25 protein-coding genes are annotated in these 24,981 nt (G+C 66.2%); 10 read left to right on the forward strand and 15 right to left on the reverse strand.

All coding sequences use genetic code 11. The features are described 5' to 3' along the window. The 3 genes from NGM06_RS04790 to NGM06_RS04800 form a co-directional block, all read right to left on the reverse strand. Complete coding sequence (locus tag NGM06_RS04790) at window positions 1-228, reverse strand: hypothetical protein (RefSeq protein ID WP_254269181.1); 228 nt, start codon at window positions 226-228, stop codon at window positions 1-3. Further along, window positions 218-457, reverse strand: coding sequence for a hypothetical protein (locus NGM06_RS04795; RefSeq protein WP_254269182.1), 240 nt, complete (start codon window positions 455-457; stop codon window positions 218-220). The genes NGM06_RS04790 and NGM06_RS04795 overlap by 11 nt, the downstream gene beginning before the upstream one ends. Before the next feature lie 594 nt (window positions 458-1,051). Continuing rightward, the gene (locus NGM06_RS04800) at window positions 1,052-2,605 is read right to left on the reverse strand and encodes a right-handed parallel beta-helix repeat-containing protein (protein WP_254269183.1); all 1,554 of its coding nucleotides are present in this window, start codon (window positions 2,603-2,605) and stop codon (window positions 1,052-1,054) included. Window positions 2,606-2,835: 230 nt separating this feature from the next. Here NGM06_RS04800 and NGM06_RS04805 point away from each other — a divergent pair, with 230 nt between their 5' ends. From NGM06_RS04805 to NGM06_RS04820, 4 genes are all read left to right on the forward strand, one after another. Then, a complete protein-coding gene (locus NGM06_RS04805) occupies window positions 2,836-4,470 on the forward strand; it encodes an alkaline phosphatase family protein (RefSeq protein ID WP_254269184.1) in 1,635 nt (544 codons plus the stop codon). 8 nt (window positions 4,471-4,478) lie between these two features. Further along, window positions 4,479-5,501, forward strand: a complete 1,023-nt coding sequence (locus NGM06_RS04810; RefSeq protein ID WP_254269185.1) for a lipid II:glycine glycyltransferase FemX — start codon at window positions 4,479-4,481, stop codon at window positions 5,499-5,501. 145 nt (window positions 5,502-5,646) lie between these two features. Continuing rightward, the gene (locus NGM06_RS04815) at window positions 5,647-5,865 is read left to right on the forward strand and encodes a hypothetical protein (protein ID WP_254269186.1); all 219 of its coding nucleotides are present in this window, start codon (window positions 5,647-5,649) and stop codon (window positions 5,863-5,865) included. 322 nt (window positions 5,866-6,187) lie between these two features. Continuing rightward, window positions 6,188-7,858, forward strand: a complete 1,671-nt coding sequence (locus NGM06_RS04820; RefSeq protein ID WP_254269187.1) for an alkaline phosphatase family protein — start codon at window positions 6,188-6,190, stop codon at window positions 7,856-7,858. 179 nt (window positions 7,859-8,037) lie between these two features. On the opposite strand, the gene NGM06_RS04825 is transcribed toward NGM06_RS04820, so the two are convergent. The 4 genes from NGM06_RS04825 to NGM06_RS04840 all read right to left on the reverse strand — a co-directional run bounded on the left by NGM06_RS04825 (window position 8,038) and on the right by NGM06_RS04840 (window position 11,747). Further along, the gene (locus NGM06_RS04825; RefSeq protein WP_254269188.1) at window positions 8,038-8,424 is read right to left on the reverse strand and encodes a methylglyoxal synthase; all 387 of its coding nucleotides are present in this window, start codon (window positions 8,422-8,424) and stop codon (window positions 8,038-8,040) included. A 116-nt stretch (window positions 8,425-8,540) separates the two neighbouring features. After that, window positions 8,541-9,962, reverse strand: a complete 1,422-nt coding sequence (locus NGM06_RS04830) for a hypothetical protein (RefSeq protein ID WP_254269189.1) — start codon at window positions 9,960-9,962, stop codon at window positions 8,541-8,543. 127 nt (window positions 9,963-10,089) lie between these two features. Beyond that, window positions 10,090-10,683 carry a metal-dependent hydrolase gene (locus NGM06_RS04835; protein ID WP_254269190.1) on the reverse strand — a complete coding sequence of 198 codons (594 nt, stop codon included), beginning with the start codon at window positions 10,681-10,683 and terminating at the stop codon, window positions 10,090-10,092. A 47-nt stretch (window positions 10,684-10,730) separates the two neighbouring features. Continuing rightward, window positions 10,731-11,747, reverse strand: a complete 1,017-nt coding sequence (locus NGM06_RS04840; RefSeq protein ID WP_254269191.1) for a DUF1616 domain-containing protein — start codon at window positions 11,745-11,747, stop codon at window positions 10,731-10,733. Between the two features lie 385 nt (window positions 11,748-12,132). Here NGM06_RS04840 and NGM06_RS04845 point away from each other — a divergent pair, with 385 nt between their 5' ends. The 3 genes from NGM06_RS04845 (at window position 12,133) to NGM06_RS04850 (ending at window position 15,037) form a co-directional block, all read left to right on the forward strand. Continuing rightward, the gene (locus tag NGM06_RS04845; RefSeq protein ID WP_254269192.1) at window positions 12,133-14,349 is read left to right on the forward strand and encodes a PKD domain-containing protein; all 2,217 of its coding nucleotides are present in this window, start codon (window positions 12,133-12,135) and stop codon (window positions 14,347-14,349) included. 156 nt (window positions 14,350-14,505) lie between these two features. Beyond that, a complete protein-coding gene (locus NGM06_RS24440) occupies window positions 14,506-14,670 on the forward strand; it encodes a DUF7556 family protein (RefSeq protein WP_438267635.1) in 165 nt (54 codons plus the stop codon). 166 nt (window positions 14,671-14,836) lie between these two features. Continuing rightward, complete coding sequence (locus NGM06_RS04850) at window positions 14,837-15,037, forward strand: XapX domain-containing protein (RefSeq protein WP_163521151.1); 201 nt, start codon at window positions 14,837-14,839, stop codon at window positions 15,035-15,037. A 314-nt stretch (window positions 15,038-15,351) separates the two neighbouring features. Here NGM06_RS04850 and NGM06_RS04855 read toward each other — a convergent pair whose 3' ends face one another. From NGM06_RS04855 to NGM06_RS04875, 5 genes are all read right to left on the reverse strand, one after another. Further along, window positions 15,352-17,211 carry an FAD-binding protein gene (locus NGM06_RS04855; RefSeq protein WP_254269193.1) on the reverse strand — a complete coding sequence of 620 codons (1,860 nt, stop codon included), beginning with the start codon at window positions 17,209-17,211 and terminating at the stop codon, window positions 15,352-15,354. Window positions 17,212-17,232: 21 nt separating this feature from the next. Beyond that, entirely contained in the window at window positions 17,233-18,123 is an 891-nt protein-coding gene (locus NGM06_RS04860) for a succinate dehydrogenase/fumarate reductase iron-sulfur subunit (protein ID WP_254269194.1), read from the reverse strand. Window position 18,124: 1 nt separating this feature from the next. Beyond that, window positions 18,125-18,490 carry a succinate dehydrogenase/fumarate reductase transmembrane subunit gene (locus NGM06_RS04865; RefSeq protein ID WP_254269195.1) on the reverse strand — a complete coding sequence of 122 codons (366 nt, stop codon included), beginning with the start codon at window positions 18,488-18,490 and terminating at the stop codon, window positions 18,125-18,127. Between the two features lies 1 nt (window position 18,491). Continuing rightward, entirely contained in the window at window positions 18,492-18,884 is a 393-nt protein-coding gene (gene sdhC / locus NGM06_RS04870; protein ID WP_163521002.1) for a succinate dehydrogenase, cytochrome b556 subunit, read from the reverse strand. Between the two features lie 120 nt (window positions 18,885-19,004). Beyond that, complete coding sequence (locus tag NGM06_RS04875; protein ID WP_254269196.1) at window positions 19,005-20,075, reverse strand: succinylglutamate desuccinylase/aspartoacylase family protein; 1,071 nt, start codon at window positions 20,073-20,075, stop codon at window positions 19,005-19,007. Between the two features lie 114 nt (window positions 20,076-20,189). On the opposite strand from NGM06_RS04875, the gene NGM06_RS04880 reads away from it, so the two are divergent. The 3 genes from NGM06_RS04880 to NGM06_RS04890 all read left to right on the forward strand — a co-directional run bounded on the left by NGM06_RS04880 (window position 20,190) and on the right by NGM06_RS04890 (window position 22,844). After that, window positions 20,190-21,533 carry an ATP-grasp domain-containing protein gene (locus NGM06_RS04880; protein ID WP_254269197.1) on the forward strand — a complete coding sequence of 448 codons (1,344 nt, stop codon included), beginning with the start codon at window positions 20,190-20,192 and terminating at the stop codon, window positions 21,531-21,533. A gap of 79 nt (window positions 21,534-21,612) precedes the next feature. Further along, complete coding sequence (locus NGM06_RS04885; protein WP_254269198.1) at window positions 21,613-22,122, forward strand: DUF8215 family protein; 510 nt, start codon at window positions 21,613-21,615, stop codon at window positions 22,120-22,122. A 110-nt stretch (window positions 22,123-22,232) separates the two neighbouring features. Then, on the forward strand, window positions 22,233-22,844 hold the full coding sequence (locus NGM06_RS04890; protein WP_254269199.1) for a DNA-3-methyladenine glycosylase family protein: 612 nt from the start codon (window positions 22,233-22,235) through the stop codon (window positions 22,842-22,844). Between the two features lie 223 nt (window positions 22,845-23,067). Here the strand turns inward: NGM06_RS04890 and NGM06_RS04895 are convergent, their stop codons facing one another. From NGM06_RS04895 to NGM06_RS04905, 3 genes are all read right to left on the reverse strand, one after another. Next, window positions 23,068-23,445 (reverse strand): DUF7344 domain-containing protein, encoded by a 378-nt coding sequence (locus tag NGM06_RS04895; RefSeq protein ID WP_254269200.1) that lies wholly within the window; start codon window positions 23,443-23,445, stop codon window positions 23,068-23,070. A gap of 509 nt (window positions 23,446-23,954) precedes the next feature. Beyond that, a complete protein-coding gene (locus tag NGM06_RS04900) occupies window positions 23,955-24,212 on the reverse strand; it encodes a DUF7344 domain-containing protein (RefSeq protein ID WP_254269201.1) in 258 nt (85 codons plus the stop codon). Next, window positions 24,206-24,703, reverse strand: a complete 498-nt coding sequence (locus NGM06_RS04905) for a HalOD1 output domain-containing protein (protein ID WP_254269202.1) — start codon at window positions 24,701-24,703, stop codon at window positions 24,206-24,208. The genes NGM06_RS04900 and NGM06_RS04905 overlap by 7 nt, the downstream gene beginning before the upstream one ends. Window positions 24,704-24,981 lie beyond the last annotated feature (278 nt).

Below are 24,981 nucleotides of genomic sequence, written 5' to 3' on the forward strand. Positions count from 1 at the left end.
TTAGATGCGGTCCATCACGTCGCAGACCGAACGCGAGTCGGCGACGATGAACGCCTCCTCGCGGAGCATGTCCTCTTCTTCTGGGAGAAACATCAGGTGGCCCCGGTCGTCCTTCCGGGCGCGGATGACTTCCCAGTCGTCCATCTCGTAGCCGAGGTCCGACGGTTCGGGGTCGCGCGGGGCTTCGTGCCAGCGCTCGCTGGTGTCCTGTGCGTTCTTAGGAGCCATCGTGACCCTCCGTTCCGTCGGCGAACGAGTCCTCGGCCGACTCGCAGACAGGGAACCGGTCGCTCACCCCGGCGGAGACCGTCGTCGTCTCGTCGGACGCCCGTCCTAGAATCGTTGTTCGCGCCCCGGCGACCGTCGCCGGGACTGCACCTGCCACGTTGGGGGCCGAACGTCGGTCGAAGGGGGAAGACTCGGATTCGGAGTTGCGTGCCGTCGCGTCGCGTGCCATGCAATGTTCAATGCGTGATTACCACCTGAAAAAGGTACCGACTTAGGTTCAATGCTTGGTTGTTTATTTAAGTAAGACTGTTGCGCGGTGTCGGTGGGGAGCAAACGCCTCTCGGGAGTCCGTCCACCGGAAAGCGCTCCGCGAGCGTGAACTGATGTCGCTCGTCCCGTTCGGTAACCCCACCTTTCCGCGGTCGATTACCGACGGAACAGTGTGCAACAGTACCGCGATCGACGTGTTCGACCGACGCTGGACGGCCGGTCGAGTCGATCTGCCGTCGCGGAAACGCGACGGTCACTCGGAACGGAAGTGGAGGGGAGTCTCGCAGGACAGCAGGGGAGTCACAGCGGGCGAACGAGGTGGGGGAGTCGTGGAGGGTAAGGGGGAGAGTCGTGTGGAGAGCAACGGAAAGAGTCGTAGAGGGCAAAGAGGAGAGTCGGAGGGACGAGGGGGAAGTCGTGGAGGACTGGGACCGCAGAGAGGGGACGCGGAATGGAGGGCCACGCCGATAGCAGGGTGCCCCGGTCTTGAATCGCAGAGTCGTCAGCAAGCGGAGAGTCCGGGAACGCGTCAGTGGGGACCGACTGCCTCGACTCAGGACCCGTCCTCGACGCGGACGTTCGCGGGACCGTCGAGGCTGAAGCCGGTTATCTCGCCGGAGAACCGGTAGCCGTCCGTGCCGCCGAACACAGCGCCCGTTATCGTCCCGTCCGAGACGCTGTCGCTCTTCTGGACCGACCCGAGGTCGGTGTCCTTGCGGACCGCGCCGCTGACCTCGAAGGTGTAGTCGGCCGACGAGCGCGGCCGGTTACCGCCGTCGATGACCAGTTTGTTCGGGAGCGTCAGGTCGTCCGCGGTGACCTCGTTTCCACCGAGTTTGAGCGTCCAGATGCTCTCGTCGAGGCTCATCGAGGTGATGGCCCCGTCCACGAAGAAGGCGTCGCCGTACCCGTTGCCAGCGACCCCGGAGACGGTCACCGTGCCGTCGCCGTTGTCGGTCACGCTGTCGCCTCCCTCGGCGGTGTGGCCCGACCCGGAGGTGCGCTTGCGGACGCTCCCCTCGACGGTGAACTCGTACGTGACGCTGTTGGCGCTGTCGTCCGGGACGAGTTCGAGGAGCGTGCCCTGTCCGTCGCCGGACTGCTGGCCGTCGTCCTGCGTGGAGTCGGTCGTGTCCGTGGACGAAGTCGTGTCCGTGGACGACGAGGTGTTCGACGAGGAGTCTATCTGGCCGGAGGCGGCCTCTTCGGCCGACATCGGGACGCTGTCGGGCGCCGACACGTCGGGGCTTCCGGAGACGTTCACCTGCTCGACCGGCCCGGTGATAGGCCCTTCGACGCGGCAGTTCTCCAGCGTGCCCGACCCGCCGTCGCTGGCGAACACGGCGTGCGAACCCGTGACCGAGATGTCGCAGTTGACGGCCTTCAGGCCGGACTGCTCCTTGAACCAGAGACCGCGGGCGTTGACCTGCCCCGACTCGTTGGAGGTCACCGCGTCCTGACTCTCGACGTGGATGACGCTGTCTTTGATGTAACTGCCGGGCGTGCCGAGCCGACAGTTCTCGATGTTGTTGTTCTTGAGGTAGGCGTTCTCTATCTGCGTGACGCCCATGGTCTGTTTGACCGTGTTGCCCGCATGGGACATGTACATCCCGTCGGCCGCCCACCCGGCCACGTGGATGTTCCGGATCGTGACCGTCCCGGCGTTGGACCAGTCGGACACCGCGGCGTGTCCGCAGCGGTCCACCGCGCCGTCGCCCAAGTAGATGTTCTCGGCCAGCGCCTCGCCGTCGTCGGTACAGCGGAGGTAGAACGTCCCGTAGGTGTTGCTCATGTTGTCGTTCTGGCCTTTCACACCGACGTTGCGGACCGTCCAACCGCTGCCGTTAGTCATCAGTTTCACGTGCGCGCCGTCGGCCGTGATGTCGATGAGTTTGTTCTCGAACGTCTCGCCAGCGTCCACGTTGATGACCTTGGTCTCTCCGGCAGAGACCTCGATGGTGTCGTAGGACGCCGCCTCCGCGGACCTGCTCGATGCGCCTGCCGCCGCGACCGACGCCGCCGCCGCCCCCGCCAGCTTGAGGTACGACCGTCGGTCGAGGAGTGAGTCTTCCGAACTGCGTTCGCGTGCCGTCTCGTCGCGTGCCATGTAATTCTCAATGCGACACTATCTATTCTTAAAGGTTCCGACTTCAGTTCAATGCTACATTACCAATTTAAGTGTTATGGCCGCCGGTGAAACAGTCGGGACAGTCTCGTCGCAACGCTCGGTTTCGGGACGGTAACGACGGCTTAACCCGGCATTTCCGCCGATAAGTGGTATCTCACGGCTGACAGACGGACCATAACAAAGGCCGAACGAACGGTGATAGACGGTACATGGCTGACCGCCCGCAGACGAGTTTGCAGACTCTCCTCGTCGGAGTAGACGCGGGGTGTCGGTCGGTCCTCGACCCGCTCTTCGAGGCCGGTTCGTTGCCACACCTCGAGTCGCTGTTCGAGACCGGCGCGGCCGGGCCGCTGGAGTCCCAGATTCCGCCGTGGACGCCGAGCGCGTGGCCCTCCCTGTACACCGGCGTCAACCCGGGTAAGCACGGGGTGTTCGGGTTCCTGACCTTCGACGGCTACGACTGGGACGTGGTGAACGCGACGCACGTCCGCGAGCGCACCCTCTGGGAACTCCTCGACGGTCGCGACAAGACCAGCGTCGTGGTCAACGCGCCGGTCACGCACCCGCCGCGCGAAATCGACGGCGCGGTCGTACCGGGCTACACCGCGCCGGAGGACCCCGACTGCCACCCCGAGGGACTGCTCGACGAGCTCCGCGAGGAAATCGGCGAGTACCGAGTGTACGCGCCCCGCGACGCCGACGGCCGAGAGGCGGTCGAGTGGTACGAGCGCCTCGTGGGGATGCGGGGCCGAGCGTTCCGCCACCTCGCCGACCGCTTCGACCCCGAGTTCGGCTTCGTCCAGTTCCAGCAGACCGACACCGTCTTCCACGAGTTCCCCGGCGACCACGGGAAGGTCCGGGCCGTCTACGAAGCGGTGGACCGGCAGGTCGGGTCGATTCTGGAAGAGTGCGACCCCGACACCGTCGTCGTCGCCAGCGACCACGGCATGGGCGAGTACACCGGCCACGAGTTCCGACCCAACGAGTTGCTGCGCGAGCGCGGACTCGTCGAGACCACCACCGAAGGCGAGGGGATGCCCACGTGGTCCACCATCGCCGACAACCAGTTGCAGGACGGCGAGGAGGGGAAGACCGAGTCTGACGACGACTCGACCACGCTCGAACGCGTCGTGGCGGGACTCGCGGGAGTCGGACTCACCAGTCAGCGCATCCACGCGGCCCTCGACGCGGTGGGTCTCGCCGACTTCGTGGCAGAGCGCGTCCCGACCGAAGTCGCCCGCGCCGGGTCCGAACAGGTCGATTTCCCGGCCTCGCGGGCGTACGCGAGGGACCGAATCGAACTCGGCGTCCGGGTGAATCTGGCGGGTCGCGAACCCGACGGCGTCGTCTCCGAGGCGGAGTACGACCGCCTCCGCGCGGACATCGTGGACCTGCTCTCGGGCGTGGAGACGCCCGACGGAGAACCGGTCTTCGAGCGAGTCGCCCGGCGCGAAGAGGTCTTCTCGGGTCCCTACGTCGAGGCGGCCCCGGACGTGGTGACGGTCCCGCGCGACTACGACGAGTTCCTCTCGACCCGGGTCGGCGACGGCCAGTTCGCCCCGCCGAGCGAACCGTACAACCACAAGCGCGACGGCATCGTGGCGATTTCGGGGGACGGAGTGACCCCGAGCGCGGACCTCTCGGGCGCGCACCTCTTCGACGTGGCTCCGACGGTTCTGGCGACGATGGGGGTTCCGGCGGCCGAGCGCATGGACGGGTCGGTCCTCCCGGCGGTCGGGGCGGTCGGCACTGAATCGTACCCCGCGTTCGACGCGGGCGGACAGGTTACGACTGACGACGGGGACGTGGAGGCGCGACTCGCGGACCTCGGTTACCTCGAATAACGCAGAGCATGAGCGTGACAATTATCGACAACGACGGCATCAGTATCGGACGCGCGACGGAGTTGGACCACCACGAGTGGGACGACCTCGTGGAGCGGTCGCCACAGGCGAGCGCCTTCCACTATCGGGGGTCGCTCGCGGCGCAGGCCGACCACGCCGACGCCCGAGTTCACCCGCTCGTCGGCTACAAGGGACAGGAACCGGTCGGGTTGCTCCCCGTCTTCGAGACCCGAAAGGGCGGGATGACGACGGCGTTCTCCCCGGCACCGAGCCTCTGGGTCTCGTATCTCGGCCCGGCGCTCCTGAACCACCGAAAGCTCAAGCGCCGCAAGCGCGAGCGCCGCAACCGGCGGTTCGTGGAGGGGTGTCTCGACTGGGTGGAGCGGGAACTCGGTCCCAAGTACGTCAACGTGCGGACCGCACCGTCGTACCGCGACGTGCGGCCCTTCGAGTGGCGGGACTTCGACATCGACGTGCGCCACACCTACTCGGTGGACCTCACTCCCGGCGAGGAGGACGTGCTGATGTCGTTCTCCAGCGACGCCCGGAACAACATCCGGACCGAGGGCGACTACCGAGTGTACGAGGGCGGCCGCGACGAGATTCGGACCATCATCTCGCAGGTCCGGGACCGCCACGACGAACAGGGCGAGAGCTACGGAGTGACCCCGGCGTTCGTGACCGACCTCTACGAGCAGCTTCCGGAGGGGACGGTCAGGCCCTACGCCTGCGAAATCGACGGCGAGGTCGCTGGCGGGATGGTCGTGCTGGAGTCGGGCGACACCGCCTATCGGTGGCAGGGCGGCGCGAAACACGACCGCGACCTGCCGGTCAACGACCTCGTGGACTGGGCCGTCATGACCGACGCGATGGACCGCGGCGTCGAGAACTACGACTTGGTGGGCGCGAACGAGCAGCGACTCTGCGGCTACAAGGCCAAGTTCGGTCCGCGACTCCGGTCGTACTACACCATGGAGAAGGGGTCGCGGGTCACCAACGCGCTGTCGAGCGTCTACAAGAAATTTAGATAAACAGTTTCAACAGGCGAAGAGCTTATTTTCTTCCACGCTCTAATTTAATTATCGAAGGCGCTCCGCCATCGACCGACTCGTCGTTCTGGCGGCGTCACGCCGGGCGGGGTAACATCGAGCGGGAACCGACTCAGTCACCCGACCAATGACCTCCAAGAACCCCGATTCCGAGTCCGAGCGGCCGACCCTCGTGCGGGCGAAACTCCGCCTGCGCGTCGAGCGTGCGAGCGTGCCGACGCTCGGCGAACTCGAAGGTCTCAAACTCGTGGTCGTGACCGACTCCGGCGGCCGACTCGCCAAGGCGATTCTCGTCCTGCTGGCGCTCGCCCTCTGGCACTTCGGAGTGGTCCCCGCACCGTGGTAGCAGATAGTTCGGACCTGAGAGCGCGTACAGCAGTCGCTTAACCCGACGACTCGGCGGTAGCGCTGGCGTCCGCCGAGGCGCGACTCGACCGTCGAAGCGGATTCGGTCCCGCGAGCGCACGTGGACCGCCAGACGCGGCGCTTCACAGCCCAGACGCTACGATTCGGCGGACGCGACGCTGTCTCGGACACAAACTTCGGAATCACGAATAGCTACACTCGTTAACCGTTCTGTGTCGTCGGCCTAAGCGCCCGACAACAATACGCCGCGAACGCGTAGCCGTCCCGAGAGCGGTCGCGGAGAACCCGACCGCGGGAGACCGATGTCGAGCAACCACAACACCGTCGTCCTCGGCTTCGATGCGCTGGACTTCAACTACCTCGACGCCTTCGAGTCGTCGCTGCCCAACTTCGCGTCGCTGCGCGAGTCGGGGGTCGAGGCACCGCTGGAATCGACGTTCCCGCCGTGGACCGGAAGCGCGTGGCCGTCGATGTACACCGGGACCGACCCGAGCCACCACGGTACCTACGGCTTCTTCCACCACACCGACGGCTACCCCAGCGACGACGTGCTAGTCACGCGCGACCACGTCCGGGAACCGGCCATCTGGAACTACCTGACCGCGATAGCGGAACCCGTCGTCGTGCTGAACGTCCCGGTCACGCACTCCGCCGAACCCGTCGAGGGCGTCCTCGTGCCGGGGTATCTCGCCCACGAGGAGGACGGGGGCTATCCCGAGGGCGTCCGCGACGAACTCACCGAGGCCATCGGCGAGGAGTATCGAATCTACTCCGAGGCCGAGACCAGCGAGGACTGCGACGACGAGGAGGGGAGTTCGCTCGACCTGATTCGGATGCGCGGGGAGGCCGCCGAGTACCTGCTGACCGAGTACGACTGGCGGGTCGCGGTCGTGCAGGTCCAGAAGACCGACACCGTCTTCCACGACTTCGACGACCGCGAGACGTTCCGCCGGGCGTACGAGCGCGCCGACGAGGTCCTCGGCCGGGTGCGAGCGGTCGCCGACGACGCCAACGTCGTGGTCTGTTCGGACCACGGCATGGGTCGGGTGGACGGCTACACCGTCTACGTCAACGAGATTCTCCGGAACGCCGGGTTCGTCGAGACGACGACCGACCCGTCGGGACCGAGTCTGATGACCGAGAAGGCGACCCTGACCGGGAAGTCCTCGGAGAGCGACGGGTCGGCGGCCGCCGCCGGAGGCGGTCGGTCGGTCACCGGGCAGGTCGTCTCGGCCGCCACGGCCACGCTCGACCGGGTCGGCGTCTCGCCGGGCGACGCCTACGCGCTGGCGACGCGGTTGGGTCTCGGGGAGTTCCTCTCGAACGTCCTCCCCTACGAGGCGGTGTCGGCCGCCAGCGAGGGCGTCGATTGGGCCGAATCGACGGCCTACTGCCGGAGCATCGAACTCGGAGTCCGGGTGAATCTGGCGGGGCGCGAACCCGAGGGCATCGTCACGCCCGAGGAGTACGAGCAGGTCCGCGACGACCTGATTCGGACGCTCTCGGACCTCCGCACGCCCGACGGCGACCCCGTGTTCGAGTGGGTCCGACGGCGCGAGGAGGTGTACGACGGCCCGTTCGCGGAGTACGCCTGCGACGTGCTGTTCGCGCCCGCGGACATGAACCACGCTCTCAGCACCAACCTCATCGGACAGGAGTTCGTGCCGGTGGACGACCACGACCACAAGCGCGACGGGGTGTTCCTCGCCGCGGGTCCGTCGTTCGAGGACGCCACCGCCGGGTCCGTCCCGGACCGCCTCTCGCTCACCGACGTGGCCCCGATAGCGATGGCGGCCGCCGGTCTCGACGTGCCCGGTCGGATGACCGGGGAAGTGCCCGACGACCTGCTCTCGGAGTCGGTCGCGCGCGCCGACTACGGCGAGGTTCCGTTCGGCAGCGACGACTCGCGGGGCGACGGCCCGGCCGACGACGGGTCTGTCGAGGAGCGTCTGAGCGACCTCGGGTACATCTGAGCGGTCCGGGACGTCCGACTTCCCTGCGGTCCTCACAGTGCTGGCGCAGTCACGATGCGGTCGCGGTGCTGTGCGGTCTTCAGTTGCTCACGCAGTAATCAGCTTCTTCGTCTCGTTCTGCGAACGTCGTTCTCCGCTCTCCAGCCACTACTTCCCCGTCTCGATTGCTCTATCCCGTCTCACGCCTCTTCCCCAACGTCGGCGGCCAATCCGTCCAGCAGGTACTCCGCGGAGGCGCGCGTCGTCGCCATCGGTACGTCGTGAACGTCGCAGAGTCGCAGGAGCGCGGTGATGTCCGGTTCGTGGGCCTGCGCGGTCAGCGGGTCGCGCAGGAACACGATGCCGTCGATGTCGCCCTCGACGACCTCCGCACCGATCTGGGTGTCGCCGCCGATGGGACCCGACTCCTTGCGCTCGACGGCGAGTCCGACTTCGTCGGCGATTCGCTCGCCGGTCGTGCCCGTGGCGACGAGGTCGAAGTTCGATAGCAGCGACTCGTACTCCCGGGCGAGCGACACGATGACCGGCTTTTCGTCGTCGTGGGCGATGAGTGCGACGCGGGGCATACCGACTCGTTATCGCGCAGGAGCAAAAGCGTACTCGCGGGGACAGATATTGACTGCGTCGAGCGACCACGGAGTTCGGGCGTTCGAGGCGCGTCTGGGCCAGTAGACGCTCGCGTTCAGCAGGACCCCTCCGTGGTGAGTCCGGTGGTCTGCACCGTCGCGGACTCGCTGACGACCGCCTCGCCGCTCACGTCGATGGTCGAGTCGCTGACCGAACAGCCCTCGGCGTCGGTGACCGAGATGCCGTCGCGGGACCCGCGGGAGTGCTGGATGCAGACGTTCTCGAACTGGCAGTCGTCGCGGCCGTTGGCGCGGACCGCTCGCCCGTCGCTCGCGGTGCCCGAGATGCGGAGGCCCCGCGCCCTGAACCGCGTCCGCTTCGGGAGCGCGCCCATGCTCGGAACGGTCTGGCCCTGCATGCTCTCGATGGGGTCCCTGACGTTGACCGCGAGGGTGTCTGCGTCGGTCCGAATCCGGGTGTTCTCCACGACGGCCTCGCCGAACTGGCGGCCGACGACGATACCGCCGGAACTGTAGGTGCCGGTGAGGTCGGTGATGGCGATGTCGCAGTCGCGGATGCGGACGCTCCCGCCCTCCTCGGCCCAGATACCGCGCATGTTCGGCTTGTGCTGGGGCTGTTTTGGGTTGTCCACGCGCACGGTCACGCCGCGGACCAGCGCGCCGTTCGTCCCGCCGCCGACCCGGACCTGCTCGATGCCGTTGTTGGCGTAGTAGCCCCCGAGGACTCGGAGCGGGCCGGAGTGGTACGCCGCGTACAGTCCCTCGCGCCAGTGTTCGATCCGGCAGTCCCGGAAGGTGAGTCGGCCGACGCTGTCGGGGAACACGTAGAGGGCGTGCCCGTTGGTGGAGCCGTCGGGGAGCGAGACGTTCTCGAACCGGAGGTCGGCGTTCGGGTCCGCGGCGGCTATCTCGAAGGCCGTTCGGGGTGCGCGTCGGTGCCCGCGGACAGTCACGTCCTTCACGGCGTTGGTGCCGCCGCTCACCGAGATGTGCGACACCGGCGCGACGTTGTCGCCGCGGCAGTCGATGGTGAACCCCGCGAACAGGAGTTCCCGGAGGTCGCCCCACATCAGCCAGTAGTTGACGTCCTTCGGCGGGACGAGCGCGGCGTTCTCGCCGACGATACCGAGGTTCCGGTAGCCAGTCGCTCGCCACTCGTCGAGTCGGTAGCGCCCGGACGGGAAGTAGAGCAGCGTGTCGTCGCCGACGTGTTCTTCCAGGATCGGATTTATCGCCTCCCCGCCCGAGGCGTCCGCGCCCGCCTCCGCGACGTTCACGACCGTGCCGTAGTCGGCCGCCTCGACGAGGTCGTTCGTGGTCCTGTTCGGTCCGGTCTCGGTCTGAGTCGCCGTCTCGGGGGTCGCGCCGGTGGTCGTTTCGGTTGAACGAGCCGTGGTCCCTCGGGTCGTGGTATCGGGGGCGAACTCGCCGCACCCCGCGAGCGACCCGGCGACGACGGTCGCTCCGGCGGCGCGGAGCCACGCACGTCTCGTCGGCGGACTCTCGTCGTCGTTCACGCGGGTAGGTCCGTCCCTCGGACCCATTGTTATAGACGGCCTGCGGCGGGCTACGCCGTCGCTTCGACCGCGGTAAGCGTGCTACAGCGGGGCAAGGGGGAGTCGAGTCACGGAGGTCGGCCGCTGGTCATCGGGGTTCCTCGGCCGGGCGACTCACCCGCACCCGCGACCACACGGACCGGAGCGGCGGCGTGCCGTCGTACAGCCACAGCGCCACCACCGACGCCAGCAGGCCGAGTTCGACCGCGACGTACGCCGATATCGCGCCGCTGGCCAGTTCGGTCACGTACCGCGCGAACAGCGTCCTGACCATGGCGAGGAATCCGACGCCGGTCTCGGTCCCGGACGCCGGAATCGCTGGCCAGAGCAGGAAGCCGTAGTTGGGTTCGCCGCCGACGAGCAGCGGGTAGAAGACGTCGGCGGGGAGGTGGCTGAGGTAGCCGAACGCGAACGCCGCGCCGACGCTCCGTCTGTCGAGCGCCGCCGCCACCGTGACCGCGAGCGCCGCGACCGGCAGCGCCGCGAACAGCGAGTGGGCCAGCGAGTGGCCCGAGGGCAGGACGCCGAACGTCCACGCCAGCGGCTTGTCCACGAGGTCCGGAAACTGCGTACCGAGCGCTACCGCCGCGACCGGCCACGCCCGCGGCGCGCGACCGTAGAGCGCGTGGACCAGAAGCGAGTAGCAGAGGTAGCCGACGGCGAGGTGTTCCCACGGCCACATGGATTAGTGATTGGACATCGGGATTAGTGATTGGACATCGGGAGTCGTCACGCGGTCACGTTCACCCAGACGTAGACGTTGCGATAGGCGTTCCCGGTGGTCGGGTCCGTCGGCGGGTCGCCCTCGTAGACGAGGTAGGCCAGTCGGAGGTCCTCGCCGGTCATCGTCGGCGTCACCTCGTGGGTGGTCCGCCACTCCTGCCCCGCGCCGATGGTCGGCGTGAACGTCGCCAGCTTGCGGTCCTCGACCACCTTCGCGCCGCCGTCGGCCGCCTGTCTGACTCGCTGGAGTTCGACCACGACCGAGTAACTCGTCCGCTCGCCTTCGTGGTTGGCCAGTTCGACCACCAGCGGTCGGCTCTCGCCGCGCTCGAAGTTCTCCGGGTAGTCGTCCGCGACGAGTTCACCGGTCTCGTTCTGGGAGAGCAGGGCGACGCTGGTGAACTCCTGACCGCCGCCCGGCGCGGCTACCGCGTAGCCGACGGCGGCGACGGCGACGACGACGGCGGCCGCGAGACCGACGTTGACCGCCCTGTCGGCCAGCGACCCGGTGGAGACGGCCCGACGACCGCCGTCGGCCCACGCCCGAATCGGGAGCGCGAACCGGCGGTCGACCGGACGCCGGAGGCGGCGCACCCCGGCCGCGGCGGAGAGAGAGACCGTCAGCGCCGCCACCGACAGCAGGACGGTGCCCGGGTCGATTCCCCACGGCGAGACCGCGAGCGCGACGCCCAGAATCGGGAGCGCCGCCAGACTGAGACCGAACCCGAGCGCCGCGCGCTCGGTCTCGACCAGTCCGTGCTGGCGGACGGCCGCGAGGGTCCGACCGGTCGCGGCGTCGTCGGGCGTCGCACCGGGGAACAACAGGGCGACGAGCGCGTAGCCCGGTGCGAACAACACCAGCGGGAGACCGACCGCGACCCCCAGCGGCGACCCGTACACGCCGGGTCGGGACAGGAGGACGACCGCGACCACGGCGTATCCGACGATAGCGAGCAGGTCGAGCGGGAGCGTCGGGCGGGCGAGGCGGTCCACGAGCGTCTCGTCCGTCGTTCCGTGACTCATGGGTCGTCCGGGGAGGCGGCGACGTTCGTCCGATACTGACCGAGGAGAGTTCGACGGCTCATTACACCCTTCCAACGCCGGATTGCTACTTTGTTATCGCCCGGCTGTCGGAGTACAACGCGACGTTACTCGGGGCCGCACGCCGAGCTTCCGGTCGGCAGCGCCGCGTCCGGCGATTCGCGAAACGCTGCGCGCAGTGTTCAGGCGCGGCCTACGCGGGCGACAACTCGCGTATAACAAAGCCTCGAACGGCGGTACCTCCCCGATAACCCTCGCTCGGGCGGTCTCCGTCCGGCGAGAACGCTTCAACGTCAGAATAACACGTACCACAGTGAACTACGATGCTCAGGAACGACTACGCGACTCCCGAACGGAGGTACCGAACGTGAACCGAACTGTTCTGGCGACGCTGCTCGCGCTGTTCGTCGTCGCGGCCCCGGTCACTGGACCCGTAACGGCCGCGAGTACGCCCGACGACGCCGGGAACTCGTCGGGACCGTCTCAGCGCTGGGCGAAGACGGTCGGCGGGGGTGACGACGACAAGCTAGCGACCGGCCTGAAGACGGACGGCGGCTATCTGGTCGTGGGGTGGTCGAACAGTTCGGCGACCGACGGGAAGCACGACGGCTACGTCTCGATGCTCGACCGGACCGGCCAGACGAAGTGGGAACGGACCTACGGCGGACCGGGGACAGACCGCATCTACGACGTGGTGCAGGTCGAAGACGGCTACCTCGTCGCCGGAATGGAGACCGAGCGCATCGGACAGGCGTGGACGGGATGGGTGATGAAACTCGGTCCCGACGGCGAGAAGCAGTGGGAGCGGACCTACGACGACAGCGGTCCGTCGGCGCTCTGGTCGCTCACGCGCTCGAACGGGACGTTGTACGTCGGCGGCTGGCAGGACGACAGCGGGTCCGCCGAAGGGTGGCTGATGGAACTCTCTCCGAACGGGGACGAGGTCTGGAGCGAGACCTACGAGACGCGCCGGTCGGGGGCCGACGAGTACGTCAACTCGGTGTTCGTGACCGGAAACGGCGAACTCCTCCTGACCGGAACCACCGAGGGCAGCAGCGTGGACCCCGGCGACGCGTGGGTGTTGCGCACCGATAGCGGGGGAGAACTCGATTGGCAACGGACCTACGGCGGCGGCGAGTTCGACCGGGTCCACGACGCGACCGCTGCGTCCGACGGCGGGTTCGTGCTGGCCGGTCGGACCGCCAGTCGCGGCGCCGGCGGGGAAGACGGCTGGCTGCTCAAGATTCGAGGCGACGGCCAGACCCAGTGGCAGCGGACCTACGGCACCGCCAAGTCCGACGCCTTCTTCGGTATCCACGACGACCCCGACGGCGGGTACGCCGTCTCCGGGACGAAGCACGTCCTCGGGGACTCGGGGGCTGACGGCTGGGTCCTGAAGACCGATTCCGCGGGGAAACTCGACTGGCAGCGGACGTACGGCCAGAACTACTGGGACAAGTTCTGGCCGGTCGTGGAGGGCCACGGCGGGGGTTACCTCGCCGTCGGCGAGTCCACGAGCTACGGCGACAACCGCGACGGGTGGGTCGTCCGGGTCGGCGGCCCCGCGGTCGCGGCCGTCGAGGACGACGACGCCAACGAGTCCGGGACCACCGTGAGGTTCGAGGACTCGCCGGTGCAGGCCGTCACGCTCGCGGACTCGAACGTCTCGGGAGTCCTCGCGGTCGCCGAGCGCACCGACCTCTCCGCGCTCTCGCCGCCCGGCGACCCCCTCTACGCGGTGTCGATGAACGGGTCCGAGGCGGTGACCGACGGGTCGGCCACCGTCGAGTTCGCGGTCCAGAAGAGCGCCGTCGAGACCGACCTCTCGGACGTCCGCGTGGCCCAGCGCACTGCCGACGGCTGGTCGCTGCGACGGACGACGGTGGTCTCGGAGGCGAACGGCACGGCGATTCTCTCGGCCGAGACCGAGGGCGCGAGAACGCTGGCGGTGACGTCCGTGCCCGCCCCGAGCGCGAGCATCGACGCCGAGGACGCGGTGATGGCGGGCGACACCGTCGAACTGTCCGCGAGCGGGTCGATGGCCGAGAACGCCACGCTGACGCGCTACGAGTGGTCCGTCGGCGAGCGGTCGGCCACCGGGAAGACGGCGACCGTCAGCTTCGAGCGTCCGGGCGAGCGCACGGTGAACCTGACGGTCACCGACGAGAACGGACTCCGCGACACCGCGACGGCGACGCTCGTGGTCAACGACCGGCCGACGGTCAGCGTCCGGACGCCGGACGCCGCGACGGTCGGCAAGGCGAGCAGTTTCTCGGCTAACGTGAGCGACGACGTCGGCGACGTGACGGTGACGTGGCAGTTCGGCGGCGCGACGGTGACGGGCGAGTCGGTCGAACACAGTTTCGGGTCGGCGGGTACCAAGACGGTCACGGTGGTCGTCGAGGACGAGTACGGTGCCACGGTGACCGAGGAGGTCCAAGTCGAAGTGAACGCGCAGGACGCCGGTGGAGCGACGACCGACGCCGGGTCGGACACCAGCGGTGGCGTCCCCGGGTTCGGTCCGGGTGTGTCGCTGGTCGCCTTGCTCGGCGCGGCGCTCCTCGCGGGCAGACTGCGGGGCTGAACGCCGGGCGTATCGCTCCGTTTCAATCGTTTTGGCGGCAGTAAGACGCCCGTAACCTCCCGTTACGAACGGGAGGGTGGTGTATACTAAAGAACCTACCGCGGCTACAACCGGGTACGTCGAAACGAACGACGGTGATCTACCCTGAGTTGGACAATCCCCACGTCAGACCTCGACGAATCGTTCGAAGAGGGAGAAGTCATGTTCGCTGTGGACGACAGCGACGAAGAACGCACGACCGTCATCGCCGACATCTCGAACGACGAAGCGTATCTGGCGATGCCGTTCGACGAGTCGAACACCCTTTCGCAGTGGCGCTGAGGTAACGACCCGCTTTTCCGCCCTTCCACGCAGTTCTCCGTATCGCGACTGCTCCGAGTCACTGCTCTGCGCTCCGTGAGACGGACGAGCGGGTGTGGCTTCCGAGCCTGTTCCCGACACCCGCAACCAGAAACTGCTTTTGAGTTCCAGCGCCAACGCCGAGGACATGAACGTCACACTCACCCTCCTCGCACTCCTGACGGGGTTCGTCACGGGCGCGCTGTTCACCTTCCTCGGGATTCCGATGCCCGCGCCGCCGGAACTCCCCGGCGTCGTCGGTATCGTCGGGATCTACGTCGGCTACAAGACGGTCGAATACTTCGACGCGGGCGTGGACCTCCTCTCGATGCTCGGACTCGCCGGATAGACGACTCTGTTCTCTCCGCGTAACGCTGTGGGGCCGTCCACGGTTCGGCCGAGGGTTCAAGTACGAAGCCGAGACGAACTCGGACCGGACGCCTCGTGCGGTTCCGGGCGACGACAGTGTGCGCACACTGCGGGACCGCCAGTCCGACTACCCCGAGAGGGCTGTGCCACTAACGGAGACATCGGCACCGAGCGTCGTCGCTGTCGCTCCCTCCGAGACGACGTTCGCGTTCGCTACAACGAGTCGCGGAGTGACTGCAGAAACGAGCGAACGGGTGAGCCCGAACGCAGGTCTCGCGGAAACGGTCGCGTCGGTCAGTAGGACCGCTCTTTCGGCTCGTAGGTCTTGTCCTGTCCTTCGAGGATGACCGGCTTGTACCAGAGTTCGGGCGACCCGTCGTTCCACGAGAGCATCGTGTGCTTGAGCCACTCGTCGTCCTTGCGCTCCTGATGTTCCTGTCGCCAGTGTGCGCCGCGGAACTCGTCGCGCGCCAGCGCGCCGAGGGTGATGGCTTCCGCGAGGTCGATGAGGTTGCGGGTCTCGATGGTGTGGATGAGGTCGGTGTTGAACGTCCGCGACGGGTCGTTGACGTACACGTCCTGATACGCCTCGCGGACCTCCCGGATGTCCTCCAGCGCGTCCTTCAGGTTCTCCTCGTTCCGGAAGACGTTGACGTTCGCCGTCATCGACTGCTGGAGTTCTTCGCGGAGTTCGGCGTGCTGGATGCCGTCGTCCTTCTCCATGAGTCGCTCGATACGGGTGCGCTCGCGTTCGATGGTGCGTCGGACCGTCTCCTCGGGTTCGACGACCGCGGCCCCTCCGTCCGCCACGGCATCTTCGTCGCCGTCTGCGGCCACGTCGTCGCCGGTTTCGACCGCACCGGGTTCGACGGGCGTTTCGAGACCGTCCTCCTCTTCGATTTCGTCCGTCTTGCCCTTGGTAATCTCGGCCTCGCCGAGGTCCCCGCCCGCGGCGTGACGCCCGGCGCGTGCGCCGAAGACGATGAGTTCCGGCAGGGCGTTGCCGCCGAGTCGGTTCGACCCGTGGACCGAGACGCAGGCGCACTCGCCCGCGGCGTAGAGACCGTCGATGAGGGTCTCGCCGTTCTCGTCGGTCTCGATGCCGCCCATCTCGTAGTGCTGGCCGGGCTTGACCGGCATCGGCTCTTCGAGACCGTTCACGCCCTCGAAGTCGCGCGCGAGGTGGAGGATGTTCTCCAGTCGGTCGGTGATGCGCTCCTCGCCGAGGTGGCGCATGTCGAGGTAGACGTACTCGTCCTCGACGCCGCGGCCCTCGTTGACCTCCGTGAGTTCCGCGCGCGACACCACGTCGCGGGAGGCCAGTTCGCCGTCGTTGTTCGCGTAGCCGTGCTCGAACATGAAGCGCTCGCCCTCGCTGTTATAGAGGATGCCGCCCTCACCGCGCACGCCCTCGGAGATGAGGACCCCCGTCGAGGGGAGCGTGGTCGGGTGGAACTGGACGAACTCCATGTCTTCGAGCGGGACGCCAGCGCGGTAGGCCATCGCGGCACCGTCGCCGGTGTTGGCGACCGCGTTGGTGGTGTGGTCGTACACCTGTCCGGTGCCGCCCGTGGCGAGGATGACGCCGTTTCGGGCCTTGAAGCCCTCGACCTGCCCGGTCTTGATGTCGTAGGCGACGACGCCGTGGCACTCCCGGTCCTCGGGGTCGTCGTGGTCCGTGACCGCGAGGTTCGAGACGTACCACTCGTCGTACACCTGAATCCCTCGCTTGACCACCTGCTCGTACATCGTGTGGAGCATGTGGTGGCCGGTCTCGGCCCCGGCGTAGGTCGTCCGGGCGAACGAGAGTCCGCCGAACGGTCGCTGGGAGACCCGGCCGTCGTCCTCGCGGGAGAACGGCATCCCCCAGTTTTCGAGTTGGATGGTCTCCTCGGGGCTGTCCTGCGCGAGGGTCTCGATTGCGGGGGCGTCGCCGAGGTAGTCCGACCCCTTCATCGTGTCGTAGGCGTGGAGTTCCCAGTCGTCGCCCTCGCGGAGCGCCGCGTTGATACCGCCTTCGGCAGCGCCGGTGTGGCTCCGAACCGGGTGGAGCTTCGTGACGATTGCCACGTCGGCACCCTCCTCGTGGGCCGCGATGGCCGCTCGGAGTCCGGCACCGCCGCCGCCGATTACCAGAACGTCGTGTTCGTGCATAGTTGTGAAATTCGTGCGTTGTTACCAGAACTTGAGGTTCTGCTTGACCGCTTCCCGCTTGAGTTCCTGAATGTGTTCGGTCAGCGGGATGTCCTTCGGACAGACGTTCGTACAGGAGAACTGGGTCTGGCACCGCCAGACGCCGTGTTCCTGGTCCATCACGTTCATCCGGTGTTCCTTCATGTTCTCGCCTTCGCGCTCGTCCATGGCGAACCGGTAGGCCTTGTTGATGGCCGCCGGACCGAGGTACTGGTTGTCCCCGGCCGCGATGTTACACGAGGACATGCAGGCACCGCACCAGATGCACCGCGTGGACATCTTGATCTTCTCGCGGTTCTCGCGGGTCTGTCTGTACTCTTCGAGGTCGCCCTCGGACTCCTCGTCGGGTTGGAAGAACGGCTCGACCGCGTGCATCTGGTCGTAGAAGTGTTCCATGTCCACGACGAGGTCCTTCACCACGTCCTGATGCGGGAGCGGTTCGACCCGAACCGGCTCTTCGAGGTCCGAAATCTGGGTCTGACAGCCGAGTCGCTGTCGGCCGTTGATGAACAGCGCGTCCGACCCGCAGACCGCCTGTCGGCACGAGTGGCGGAACGTCAGCGTGGTGTCGTAGCGGTCGCGGGCGTAGATGAGCGCGTCGAGGACCGTCATCCCCTTCTCGCGCGGGACGGCGAAGTCGTCGAACCGCGGTTCCATCTTGCCCTCGACTTCGGGGTCGTACCGGAACACCTTCAGTCGGAAGCTCTCGCCCTCGATCTCGGCGGGCGCGCCCGACACCGACTGCTGGCGCTTGGCGTCGCGGTCGGCCCGTCGCTGGTCGCCCTTCGACGCGCCCTCCTGTTCGACCGAGGTTTCGGCCTCGTGTTCTATGCTCTCGGTTCTCTCTTCTTCTTCTGGTACTTGCGTACTCATTTTACATCACTCCCGACATGACGAACGCGAGGTAGACGCCCTGTGCCGCCAGCGCGAGGCCAGCGATAGCGAGGACGCCTTTCACGGCGGTCTTCTTGGTGCCCGTCAGGCCCTGATTCAGCAGCGCGGCGTACACGCCGTTGACGCCGTGGAACGTCGCGGTTATCAGGAAGAGTATCATCGTGGCGAGGTAGCCCCACTGCTCCATCCGGGCGGTCGTCCCGGCGAACGTCACCTCGGAGGCGTGGTGGACGAAGTGGAGGAGGAAGAAGTGGAACGCCAGCACCACGACGAGGAACGCCGCCGTCACGCGCTGGAGGAGCCACGAGAGGCTCCCGCTCCGGAACGAGGAGTAGCGTTCGGCCATCTCAGAACGCCCCCTCGAGGAACGACGGGATGCTAGCCAACACGATGACACCCGTAACTATCAACGATGCGTAGAAGCTCTTGTCCTGCGATTCGAGTCCGAGTCCGAGGTCCACGAACAGCAGGCGGACGCCGTTCAGAATGTGGAAGACGGCGACCGCCAGTAGGCCGACCTCCATGACGCGGACGAGGAGCAGGCTCTCGAGCCCCTGAATCGTGTCCGTGTACGCGCTCGCACCGGACGTGGCGGTACTCAGCACGGCGATGTGGGTGAACAGGTAGCCGACGAGTACCCATCCGGTAAACTTGTGGAATATCCAGGCCCACATCCCGGCCGTGAACTCCCGCCACCGGCCGAAGTCTTCGACGAGGCCTCGATTGTACGATTGACTCATACTTGTCCGTTCGGGAGGTTGGACTGTGGGCAAATAGAAGTTTCTACCTACTGCCGAACTCGAAGTCCGCACGTACCGTCGGTTTTCGAGGTGCGTCCCGTCGCGTCCGCGTCGTCAGGGTCACCGACCTCCCGCGTTCTCGGGCGGCGGCGTCGGCGTCTCCACCGTCTCGGTTCTGCCGCGTTCGCGCTTCAACGCGCGTCTGGTCTTGGCGGACAGTTCGACCATGTGACACAGCGGATTTCCCGGGTAGACGACGGGATTCTCAAGCACGCCGACCAGCAGTCCCGTGAAGGGCGCTTCGACGGGTTCGCTGTCGGTCTTGAACGGGTTGGTGATGGTGCAGATGGTGTCGCCCTCGTAGACCAGCGACCCGCGGTCGTGGTGCATGTCCACCAGTCCGCCCGCGTCGGCGCGAATCCACGTCTTCTCCTTGGCGTCGTCGATGACGGTCCGCCATCCCGGCCACTTCACCGACTGGGTGCGGTGGACGCCGTACTCCGAGAGGACGCTCTCGACGCCTTCGAGACCGCGGTCGATGAACTCTCGCTGGAACCGGTGGGCTTCGCCCATCTCGATGGTGATGGTCGGGATACCGTAGTCGCTGGTCTCCCGGCGGAGCGTTCCGGCGGGACCCTCCGAGGAGATGATGACGTTCGACCCGAACGACTTGGCGAGTCGGTTGACGTCGGGGTTGTCCATGTCCGCGCGGACGTGTAGCATGTTCGTCCGCCCGCGCGTGGACGTGTGAAAATCGAGTCCGATGTCGCACGGCGCGAGAAAGTTGTGGAATATCTGGTAGGCCATTCGCTTGGCGCTGGTCGAGCCCTGTCGCCCCGGAAACGACCGGTTCAGGTCCCGGTCGTAGATGGGCAGATAGCGCTCCTGTGCCAGAAAACCGGGCACGTTCAACACGGGCAGACAGACGAGCGTCCCACGGAGGTTCTCGTGGTTCCACTCGTGGGCGACCTCTCGAACGACTTCGATACCGTTGAGTTCGTCGCCGTGGGCCGCCGCCGTGAGGAACACCGTCGGTCCGGGTTCGGTCCCGTTGACGATAGTGACGGGGATGCGAACCGGGTCGCCGAGATACGTCTCGCTGATACCGTACCGAATGTTCTCGGTCTGTCCCGGTTCGACGATGCCGTCGCTGTACGTAAACGCGTCCGGGTCCTCCTCCGAACCGGTCATACCACCCATTCAGACCCGGCCCTATATAAAGACGCGGCAGACGGTGTCTCTGGATTCTCGGCGACCGTTCGATGTCTCCCTTTTTAACCGATGCCGTGCAACTAGTAACTACCAATGACTGCAGACGGGTCGAGTGTGCGGGTCGGTGTACTCAGTCTTCACAACAGCAAAGAAACCAAGGCGATTCTGAACGCGATAGCGGACCTCGGGCACGAACCCTCGTGGCTCAGAGAGGAGAACACGGCGGTTCAGCTACAGGACGGGGACGTCCGCCTCGAACCCGACGTGGACATCGTCGTGAACCGCCTCCTGCTCTCGAACACCGAACAGCCGTCCGAAGCGCTCGGTCTCGCTAAAATCTACGACTCGGTACTGCCGGTCCTCAACGACCCGAGTTCTGTCATGACGGCCATCCACAAGTTCTCGGCCGCGACCACGCTCGCCGACGACGGACTTCCGGTGCCCGACGCGCTGCTCGCGCTCTCGAACGACCGCCTCAACGACGGCCGGAGCGACTTCGGCGAGGAAGCGGTGTACAAGACCGCCATCGGCACTCACGGCGGCGGGACGTGGAAGGTCGGGCCGGACGAACTCGTCAACCCGCGAGTCGGCGACCGGCAGGCGTTCCTCCAGGAACTCATCGAACGCGACGAGGGCGAACACCGCGACCTCCGGGTGTACGTGGTCGGCGACCGCATCGTCGGCGCGATGAACCGATACGCGCCCGAGAACGACTGGCGGACGAACGTCGCGCTCGGCGGTGCCGTGGAGGACGCCACCGACGAACTCCCGCGGGAGGCGGCGAACATCGCGCGGGACGCCGCCAGCACCATCGGACTCGACTGCGCGGGCGTGGACCTCATCGAGGGCCACGACGGCTGGTACGTCCTCGAAGTCAATCCGACCGCGGGGTTCAAGGGACTGTTCAAGGCGACCGGTCGAAGCGCCGCGCCGTACATCGCCCAGTTGGCCATCGAACAAGCTGGCGGCACCGCCGACGAGGCGACGGTGGAGAACCTGACTGCCTCGCTGGACGACTCGGTTCCCGCCTGCAAACCCCGACCCAAGGACACGCCCTCCGGCGAACCCATCGTCATCGGTTACACCGAGGAGGTCATCCTGAGCGGTACCAGCGGGTCCGAAACCGTGATAGCCAAGTCCGACACGGGCGCGACTCGGACCAGCATCGACACCAGACTCGCCGCCGAAATCGGTGCCGGTCCCATCAAGAGCATCGCCAAGGTCAAGTCGGGCAGCAGCAAGTCGAGTCGGTCCCGGCCCGTCGTGGACGTGGTGGTGGGCGTCGGCGGGAACCGCCACACGGTCACCGCCAGCATCGAGGACCGCGGCCACATGGACTACCCGGTCCTGCTCGGCCGCGACATCCTGAAACATTACCAAGTCAACGTCCAGAAGCGCGTTGACGCCGAAGAGGAGACCGAAGAAGAGGAGGAGTGAGTCGGCGGCCTCGGGAGTCCGCGACCCGCGATAGCGCGACCGCACACTTTTGACGGTAGCCGTCGTCGAACCGACAGTCATGGCCGACCGGCCCGCCAGACAGACCCGCGCCGCGACGACTCGACGGCGACAGTCGTGGTCGGGATGGGGTGAAGGAAGTGTGGACGAGAAGGACGGCGTGGGGGTGTTCCTCGACGACGTCGCGTACACGTTCGGCGACGTATCGGCGCTGGGACTCCCGATGCTGTCCGTCCTGCTGATGGCCGACGCCTCCGAGTGGTTCGGTCTCAAGGCGTTCGGACTGGTGGCGTGGCTGACGATGGTCGGCGGCGGGGCGCTGATTCGCGGCGGCTGGGTCTCCCCGTTGGCAACCGACGCGCTCGGCTGGGTGGCGATGACGCCGCGGCTGGTCGCGCTCCGACTCGTCTACTACAACGCGACGCTGGCGCTGGCGGCCTACGGCGGGCGCGCGCTCGCCGGACGGTGGTCACCGCTCGCGGCCGCCGGGTTCGCTCTCGTCGTCGGCGCACTCTCGGCGGCGCTGTTTCCGCGCGTCGGTGACTCGTTCTACGGTGTCGGCGCCGAGTGACGTTACGGGGTCGCGCCGAGTGATTCTACGCCTCTCGTCGCCGAGCGCCGAATCGAGTAGTGATGCACGAGCCACACGCTAATCTATCTCCAGTCCCTACGCCCTGTCGAATGACCGACGAAGCTATCACCGCACTTCGGGAAGACGAGCTCCTCGGACCGCTGGTCGCCGAGTACGGCCCGCTGACCATCGAACCCGCGGACGACTTCTTTCAGCGATTCGTGACCTCCGTCCTGCGCCAGCAGGTGTCGATGGCCTCGGCCGCGGCGACGCGCGAGCGCCTCTTCGAGGCGGTGGCGGTGACGCCCGAGGGAATCCTCGCCGCCGACCCCCAGACGCTCCGCGACGTCGGACTCTCGCGCCAGAAGACCGAGTACGTCCGAAACATCGCCGAGGCGTTCGTCGAGGAGGGGTACTCGCAGGCGTACTTCGCCGACACGACCGACGAGGAAGTTCTGGCCGAACTCACGTCCATCAAGGGCGTCGGGGCGTGGACCGCGAACATGCAACTCATGTTCTCGCTCGGCCGCCCGGACGTGTTTCCCGTCGGCGACCTCGGTATCCGAAAGGGAATGGAGGCGCTGTTCGACGCCGAGATGACCCGAACCGAGATGGTCGAGGCCGCCGAACGGTGGGCGCCTTACCGGAGTTACGCCAGCCTCTACCTCTGGCGTGCCGACGAGGACATCACCGATAGCGTCGGCGAAGTGACTCCCCTGTAGCGGTCCCACTGAGTCTCGTCCGCGAAAACGTCGCTCGCTCTCGAATCAGTTCTGTTCTCGAAGAAGTTGCGTTTCCGCGAACGAATCTCCCGTCCGAAGTGCCCCCATCCCCGAAGCGGTCCAGCGGAGGGCCGAAGGTCAGTACGGAGTGTCGCGGTTCGCACGGAACGCCTCGGCAGCGCCGAGTTCCGGATAGAGGACGACAGCGACGATTCGTACGTATTTAGACGACGTTCTCCTCGCGGGCGGCGAGATCGAGGTACTCCACGAGCGGCGCGTCGTCGTCGTCGAGCGATACGTACCCGTCCTCGGCGTCGAAGGTGACCGCGTCGGCGTCCGCCAGACGGGGGAGCTGGCTGTGGTAGAGGTCCGCGAGGACGCGTTCTTCGTCCGGGGAGTCGCCGATGTCGCGCTCCCACGAGGCGACCTGTTCGGCCAGTTCTTCGAGCGTTACCGAGTGACCCTGTTCTCGGAGGTAGTACAGCACGTACCGGCGGCGGCGGTTCGAGAGCAGGTCGAGCGTGGCGTCGAGCGTCGGGGAGATACCCCGGCCCCCTCCGACGTGGCTGTCGGTCACGTCCGGAGCGTCCGTGTTCATCATACAGTGTCTACTGGATACTCCGGGACAAAAAGCACGGTACCTAAACGATTAGGGAGTGGTTCGTACTGTAGACTAGTCTTCACTTTACACCGAGAAACCTGCGCAAAACGACCGAAATACTACGTTACGTGCACCCAATGCACAAACTGTCGGCCGACCGCCGTCGGAAACCCTTAATCCCCACGAGCGCCTATCGACGAGTGCGTACCTCAAGTCCCCGCCCGAGCAGTCCCACACGGGAGCGATGACAGCGCGGAGAACCCGGGTACGCGACAGACAGTGTCTGGTGCCACCGCACGGCACTCGTTCGCCGGTTTCACCGGCTCGAAACTCGGCGCTGGTGACAGCGCCCGCCCGGCACGAGGGTTTGCCAGCAGACTCGGCACGCCGCCACGGAATGACGCTGGAGGTTAGTGTTCCGGGCGACATTTTGCGTCCGCTACCGCTTACAGTGACGAACCGTCTATTACTCTCCCACGCGGATAGGAGTATCTTCGAAGGTTGGACTACTAGTCGTGGAGTTGAGACCGTATCTGCTGTGGGTCCTTCCAGAGGACGATGTCCTCGGTTCGAGCATCGTATTCGATGTACTGTCCGTCCTCGAGTTTGGGGAGGTGGTTGTGGTGAAGACTTATCTCGAAGGAGCGAGCGTCCTGTCCGGGGATATTGTCGTCGGAAGCGAGCACCGCTGCGAGTTCAGTCCGGGTCATCGTCTCCTCGCGAGCGAGAATCGCCAGAATCTCGCGCCGGACTGGGTTCGTTACCATTGCGGATTTCGTGAGACGGTACTCTCGTCTCGTTGACGTGGCCTGTTGGTGTCGTATATCGTCACGGTGCCTTGACTACTCACTCGAATCTCGTAGTTGTCGGTGTAGAAGAGGAGTTGCCACGGGGAGTCGCCTTGGGTCTGGAGTTCGGTAAACGCGTCTGGATCGACACGTCTGTGGAGGGGTTCCAGTTCGAGTGCATCGACCCCTTCGAGTTCAGCGATCTGTGAGGTGACTGCCGTAAGAATCGGGTTCGGTCCCGGTTCGTCGGTCCAGACGGTCTCTGCGACGACTCGGTCTCGGTCGGTCTGGTCTATCGGTCGGCGGTCGTGTACGACGTGAGTACCGAGAAAGATACCGATACCGCTGCCGACGCTCACGACAGTGAGCGCCTCGTCGAACAAGAGAGTGACCGCTAATTCACGCAGGAGTTGCTGACTGAGAAGCCAGATGCCGACGGACGCAACGATAGCTCCGGTCCACCCGTACATAGCTATCCGCTGGACTCGGTCGACGTCGTCCTCGGCCCGTAGCAACTGAACGGAGTACAGAGCGATACCGAGCGAGACCCCGAGTGGAACGATTACCTCTGGCAAGTCGGCGAGTAGAGAACCGGCACTCAGCGGAAAGAACACCAGAGACGAGAGCCCTAAGAGACCTGCGAGCAGCGGAAGGAGAGGCTGAAGTTGAGTCGCTGCTGGTCTGTGATTCATCGTACAGGAACAAGGGTTTTGAACGAATAAAGGTTTCTAGTCCTGCTATGGACGGT

It is taken from the genome of Halorussus aquaticus, assembly GCF_024218795.1.
GTDB lineage: Archaea > Halobacteriota > Halobacteria > Halobacteriales > Haladaptataceae > Halorussus > Halorussus aquaticus.

Coding starts and splice junctions, on each gene's coding strand:
- NGM06_RS04815 (WP_254269186.1), top strand. CDS start 5,647: ATGACCTCCAAGAACCCCGATTCCGAGTCCGAGCGGCCGACCCTCGTG.
- NGM06_RS04890 (WP_254269199.1), top strand. CDS start 22,233: ATGACCGACGAAGCTATCACCGCACTTCGGGAAGACGAGCTCCTCGGA.
- NGM06_RS04900 (WP_254269201.1), bottom strand. CDS start 24,212: ATGGTAACGAACCCAGTCCGGCGCGAGATTCTGGCGATTCTCGCTCGC.
- NGM06_RS04850 (WP_163521151.1), top strand. CDS start 14,837: ATGAACGTCACACTCACCCTCCTCGCACTCCTGACGGGGTTCGTCACG.
- NGM06_RS04825 (WP_254269188.1), bottom strand. CDS start 8,424: ATGCCCCGCGTCGCACTCATCGCCCACGACGACGAAAAGCCGGTCATC.
- NGM06_RS04840 (WP_254269191.1), bottom strand. CDS start 11,747: ATGAGTCACGGAACGACGGACGAGACGCTCGTGGACCGCCTCGCCCGC.
- NGM06_RS04905 (WP_254269202.1), bottom strand. CDS start 24,703: ATGTACGGGTGGACCGGAGCTATCGTTGCGTCCGTCGGCATCTGGCTT.
- NGM06_RS04835 (WP_254269190.1), bottom strand. CDS start 10,683: ATGTGGCCGTGGGAACACCTCGCCGTCGGCTACCTCTGCTACTCGCTT.
- NGM06_RS04810 (WP_254269185.1), top strand. CDS start 4,479: ATGAGCGTGACAATTATCGACAACGACGGCATCAGTATCGGACGCGCG.
- NGM06_RS04875 (WP_254269196.1), bottom strand. CDS start 20,075: ATGACCGGTTCGGAGGAGGACCCGGACGCGTTTACGTACAGCGACGGC.
- NGM06_RS04800 (WP_254269183.1), bottom strand. CDS start 2,605: ATGGCACGCGACGAGACGGCACGCGAACGCAGTTCGGAAGACTCACTC.
- NGM06_RS04820 (WP_254269187.1), top strand. CDS start 6,188: ATGTCGAGCAACCACAACACCGTCGTCCTCGGCTTCGATGCGCTGGAC.
- NGM06_RS04860 (WP_254269194.1), bottom strand. CDS start 18,123: ATGAGTACGCAAGTACCAGAAGAAGAAGAGAGAACCGAGAGCATAGAA.
- NGM06_RS04865 (WP_254269195.1), bottom strand. CDS start 18,490: ATGGCCGAACGCTACTCCTCGTTCCGGAGCGGGAGCCTCTCGTGGCTC.
- NGM06_RS04880 (WP_254269197.1), top strand. CDS start 20,190: ATGACTGCAGACGGGTCGAGTGTGCGGGTCGGTGTACTCAGTCTTCAC.
- sdhC (WP_163521002.1), bottom strand. CDS start 18,884: ATGAGTCAATCGTACAATCGAGGCCTCGTCGAAGACTTCGGCCGGTGG.
- NGM06_RS04895 (WP_254269200.1), bottom strand. CDS start 23,445: ATGATGAACACGGACGCTCCGGACGTGACCGACAGCCACGTCGGAGGG.
- NGM06_RS04795 (WP_254269182.1), bottom strand. CDS start 457: ATGGCACGCGACGCGACGGCACGCAACTCCGAATCCGAGTCTTCCCCC.
- NGM06_RS04885 (WP_254269198.1), top strand. CDS start 21,613: ATGGCCGACCGGCCCGCCAGACAGACCCGCGCCGCGACGACTCGACGG.
- NGM06_RS04790 (WP_254269181.1), bottom strand. CDS start 228: ATGGCTCCTAAGAACGCACAGGACACCAGCGAGCGCTGGCACGAAGCC.
- NGM06_RS04805 (WP_254269184.1), top strand. CDS start 2,836: ATGGCTGACCGCCCGCAGACGAGTTTGCAGACTCTCCTCGTCGGAGTA.
- NGM06_RS04855 (WP_254269193.1), bottom strand. CDS start 17,211: ATGCACGAACACGACGTTCTGGTAATCGGCGGCGGCGGTGCCGGACTC.